General features: G+C 55.0%; 2 rRNA genes. Both read left to right on the top strand.

From position 1 onward, the window contains the following. The first annotated feature begins 238 nt into the window (after positions 1-238). Positions 239-1,765 (top strand): 16S ribosomal RNA (locus P6N53_RS18385). 366 nt (positions 1,766-2,131) lie between these two features. Then, positions 2,132-5,165 (top strand): 23S ribosomal RNA (locus P6N53_RS18380); the annotation flags it as partial.

The following is a 5,165-nucleotide window of genomic DNA, read 5'->3' as shown; positions in this document are numbered from 1 at the left end:
ACTTGAGAACTCAACAGCGTACTTTAAAAGTCAATGCCAATTTTTTGCAGGCATGGTTGTTTGTGGCTGTGTCTGTTTTTTCCCGTGGCCTTTCCCTCTTTTTTGGGGGTTGGGTTTGGGATTCCTTTGATGATTGACGATCCAGTTTTTTGGATTGTGTCAGTGGTTGAAGTTTTTGTTGTTTGAGACTGGCTGGCTGTTCTGCCTTTTTTGGTGGGGTGGTTGGTTTTTGTTTTTTTCGACGGAGAGTTTGATCCTGGCTCAGGACGAACGCTGGCGGCGTGCTTAACACATGCAAGTCGAACGGTAAGGCCTCTTCGGGGGTACACGAGTGGCGAACGGGTGAGTAACACGTGAGTAACCTGCCCCAGTCTCTGGGATAACTTCTGGAAACAGGTGCTAATACCGGATATTCAGCTTTCCTCGCATGGGGTTTGTTGGAAAGGTTTTCTGGTCTGGGATGGACTCGCGGCCTATCAGCTTGTTGGTGAGGTAGTGGCTCACCAAGGCTTCGACGGGTAGCCGGCCTGAGAGGGTGACCGGCCACATTGGGACTGAGATACGGCCCAAACTCCTACGGGAGGCAGCAGTGGGGAATATTGCACAATGGACGGAAGTCTGATGCAGCAACGCCGCGTGCGGGATGACGGCCTTCGGGTTGTAAACCGCTTTCACTCATGACGAAGCTTTTTGTGACGGTAGTGGGAGAAGAAGCACCGGCTAACTACGTGCCAGCAGCCGCGGTGATACGTAGGGTGCGAGCGTTGTCCGGATTTATTGGGCGTAAAGAGCTTGTAGGCGGTTTGTCGCGTCGGGAGTGAAAACTCAGGGCTTAACTCTGAGCTTGCTTTCGATACGGGCTGACTTGAGGAAGGTAGGGGAGAATGGAATTCCTGGTGAAGCGGTGGAATGCGTAGATATCAGGAGGAACACCGGTGGCGAAGGCGGTTCTCTGGACCTTTCCTGACGCTGAGAAGCGAAAGCGTGGGGAGCAAACAGGCTTAGATACCCTGGTAGTCCACGCTGTAAACGGTGGGTACTAGGTGTGGGGGACATTCCACGTTCTCCGTGCCGTAGCTAACGCATTAAGTACCCCGCCTGGGGAGTACGGCCGCAAGGCTAAAACTCAAAGGAATTGACGGGGCCCCGCACAAGCGGCGGAGCATGCGGATTAATTCGATGCAACGCGAAGAACCTTACCTGGGTTTGACATATGCCGGAAACATCTAGAGATAGGTGCCCCCTTTTTGGGTCGGTTTACAGGTGGTGCATGGCTGTCGTCAGCTCGTGTCGTGAGATGTTGGGTTAAGTCCCGCAACGAGCGCAACCCTCGTCCTATGTTGCCAGCGGGTAATGCCGGGGACTCATAGGAGACCGCCGGGGTCAACTCGGAGGAAGGTGGGGATGACGTCAAGTCATCATGCCCCTTATGTCCAGGGCTTCACGCATGCTACAATGGCCGGTACAAAGAGTTGCGAGCCTGTGAGGGTGAGCGAATCTCAAAAAGCCGGTCTCAGTTCGGATTGGGGTCTGCAACTCGACCCCATGAAGTCGGAGTCGCTAGTAATCGCAGATCAGCAACGCTGCGGTGAATACGTTCCCGGGGCTTGTACACACCGCCCGTCAAGTCATGAAAGTCGGTAACACCCGAAGCCGGTGGCCTAACCCGTTTTGCGGGGGGGAGCTGTCGAAGGTGGGACCGGTAATTAGGACTAAGTCGTAACAAGGTAGCCGTACCGGAAGGTGCGGCTGGATCACCTCCTTTCTAAGGAGCCGTTGGCTGCCGCGTCGCCTCTTGTTGGGGTGGGGTGGTGGTTGATGTGTTGCCGGGGTCTGGTGCGAGTGTCATCGGCCCGGTGGCTCTGGTTTGTGGAACATTGGCTGGAGATGTCTGTTGGTTGGGTGCTGTGTGAGTACTGCTTCGTTTTCGGGGTGTGGAAAGTGTGGTGTCTGGTTGGTGGGTGTCGTGAGGTACGTTGTTGGGTTTTGAGGGGTCGGTTGCCCATGTTGTGGGTGGCGGTTTCTCTGATCATGGCGGTCCTGTCTGGTTCTGGTCTTGTGGCTGGTTCTGGGTGGGGTTCCGTGTGTGTGTTGATAATTTCACAGTGGACGCGAGCATCTTTGTAGATTTTGACAAGCTACTAAGTGCGGTCGGTGGATGCCTTGGCACCAAGAGCCGATGAAGGACGTTGTAACCTGCGATAAGCCTCGGGGAGCTGGTAAACGAGCTGTGATCCGGGGATGTCCGAATGGGGAAACCTTGAAGTTACCGGAGTCATGTCCGGCGACCTCTGCCTGAATGTATAGGGCAGTTGGAGGGAACGCGGGGAAGTGAAACATCTCAGTACCCGTAGGAAGAGAAAACAATAGTGATTCCGTGAGTAGTGGCGAGCGAAAGCGGAAGAGGCCAAACCTTCACTGTGTGATAGCCGGCAGGTGTTGCAGTGGGGGTGTTGTGGGGTTGTTCTTGGTTGTGCTGCCGTGCGACCGGGGAGTAAGAAATGATCAGTGAAGTCGAAGCGTCTGGGAAGGCGTGGCGTAGAAGGTGAGACTCCTGTAGACGTATGCTGGTCACTCCCTTGAGTGATTCCCAAGTAGCGCGGAACCCCTGAAATTCCGCGTGAATCTGGCGGGACCATCCGCTAAGCCTAAATACTCCTTGGTGACCGATAGCGGACAAGTACCGTGAGGGAAAGGTGAAAAGTACCCCGGGAGGGGAGTGAAATAGTACCTGAAACCGACCGCATACAATCCGTCGGAGCCTTCCTTGTGGGGGTGACGGCGTGCCTTTTGAAGAATGAGCCTGCGAGTTAGTGGTACGTGGCGAGGTTAACCCGTGTGGGGTAGCCGTAGCGAAAGCGAGTCCTAATAGGGCGTTTGAGTCGCGTGCTCTAGACCCGAAGCGGAGTGATCTATCCATGGCCAGGGTGAAGCGACGGTAAGACGTCGTGGAGGCCCGAACTCACTTGGGTTGAAAACCGAGGAGATGAGCTGTGGATAGGGGTGAAAGGCCAATCAAACTCCGTGATAGCTGGTTCTCCCCGAAATGCATTTAGGTGCAGCGTCGTATGTTTCTTACCGGAGGTAGAGCACTGAATGGTCTAGGGGGCCCACAAGCTTACCGAAATCAGTCAAACTCCGAATGCCGGTAAGTGAGAGTGCGGCAGTGAGACTGTGGGGGATAAGCTTCATAGTCGAGAGGGAAACAGCCCAGATCATCAGCTAAGGCCCCTAAGCGATAACTAAGTGGAAAAGGATGTGGAGTTGCGGTGACAACCAGGAGGTTGGCTTGGAAGCAGCCACCCTTGAAAGAGTGCGTAATAGCTCACTGGTCAAGTGATTCTGCGCCGACAATTTAGCGGGGCTCAAGTTATCCGCCGAAGCTATGGCATTCACATGTTTAGACCGTGAGGTTGTGTGGATGGGTAGGGGAGCGTCGTGTGCGCGGTGAAGCGGCGGGGTGACCCGGTCGTGGAGAGCACACGAGTGAGAATGCAGGCATGAGTAGCGAATGACGGGTGAGAAACCCGTCCGCCGAATATCCAAGGGTTCCAGGGTCAAGCTAATCTGCCCTGGGTGAGTCGGGACCTAAGGCGAGGCCGACAGGCGTAGTCGATGGACAACGGGTTGATATTCCCGTACCGGCGAAATATCGTCCGTGCTGAGGCGAGTGATGCTAAGCATGCGAGGCCGGCCGTCGGACCTTCGGGTCTGTGGCTGGTTGAGTCTGTGACCCGATCTTGTAGTAGGCAAGCTGCGGAGGGACGCAGGAAGGTAGCTCTTCCCGGGTTTGGATATCCCCGGGCTAAGTGTGTAGGGCGAGGTGTAGGCAAATCCGCATCTCTTGTGCCTGAGACATGATGGGTCGGCCGCTTTTGTGTGGTCGTAAGAGTGATCCTATGCTGCCTAGAAAAGCTTCGTGAGCGAGATATGAGCCGCCCGTACCCCAAACCGACACAGGTGGATAGGTAGAGAATACCAAGGCGATCGAGAGAATCGTGGTGAAGGAACTCGGCAAAATACCCCCGTAACTTCGGGATAAGGGGGACCCGATGCGTAGTAGAACTTGCTTCGAAAGCGTTGAGGGTCGCAGAGACCAGGCCCAAGCGACTGTTTACTAAAAACACAGGTCCGTGCCAAGTCGTAAGACGATGTATACGGACTGACTCCTGCCCGGTGCTGGAAGGTTAAGGGGAAGGGTTAGCCTCACGGCGAAGCCTTGAACTTAAGCCCCAGTAAACGGCGGTGGTAACTATAACCATCCTAAGGTAGCGAAATTCCTTGTCGGGTAAGTTCCGACCTGCACGAATGGAGTAACGATTTGGGCGCTGTCTCCACCACGAACTCGGCGAAATTGCATTACGAGTAAAGATGCTCGTTACGCGCAGCAGGACGGAAAGACCCCGGGACCTTTACTATAGTTTGGTATTGGTGATCGGTGTGACTTGTGTAGGATAGGTGGGAGACTGTGAAGCTCGGACGCCAGTTCGGGTGGAGTCATCGTTGAAATACCACTCTGGTCACTCTGGTTATCTAACCTAGGACCGTTATCCGGTTCAGGGACAGTGCCTGATGGGTAGTTTGACTGGGGCGGTCGCCTCCCAAAAGGTAACGGAGGCGCCCAAAGGTTCCCTCAGCCTGGTTGGCAATCAGGTTTCGAGTGTAAGTGCACAAGGGAGCTTGACTGCGAGAGAGACATCTCGAGCAGGGACGAAAGTCGGGACTAGTGATCTTCTGGTGGCACATGGAAGCGCCAGGACTCAACGGATAAAAGGTACCCCGGGGATAACAGGCTGATCTTGCCCGAGCGTCCATAGCGACGGCATGGTTTGGCACCTCGATGTCGGCTCGTCGCATCCTGGGGCTGGAGTCGGTCCCAAGGGTTGGGCTGTTCGCCCATTAAAGCGGCACGCGAGCTGGGTTTAGAACGTCGTGAGACAGTTCGGTCCCTATCCGCTGCGCGCGTAGGAGTCTTGAGAAGAGCTGTCCTTAGTACGAGAGGACCGGGACGGACTAACCTCTGGTGTGCCAGTTGTTCCACCAGGAGCACGGCTGGTTGGCTACGTTGGGAAGTGATAACCGCTGAAAGCATCTAAGCGGGAAGCACGCTTCAAGATGAGGGCTCCCACAGATTAATCTGGTAAGGCCCCCTATAGACCATGGGG

The sequence above is a fragment of the Desulforamulus aquiferis genome, assembly GCF_030577015.1.
In the GTDB taxonomy this organism is placed as follows: Bacteria; Bacillota; Desulfotomaculia; order Desulfotomaculales; family Desulfotomaculaceae; genus Desulfotomaculum; species Desulfotomaculum aquiferis.
The sequence above is the reverse complement of the archived record's forward strand: the minus strand, read 5'-3'. Positions and strand labels throughout refer to the sequence as shown.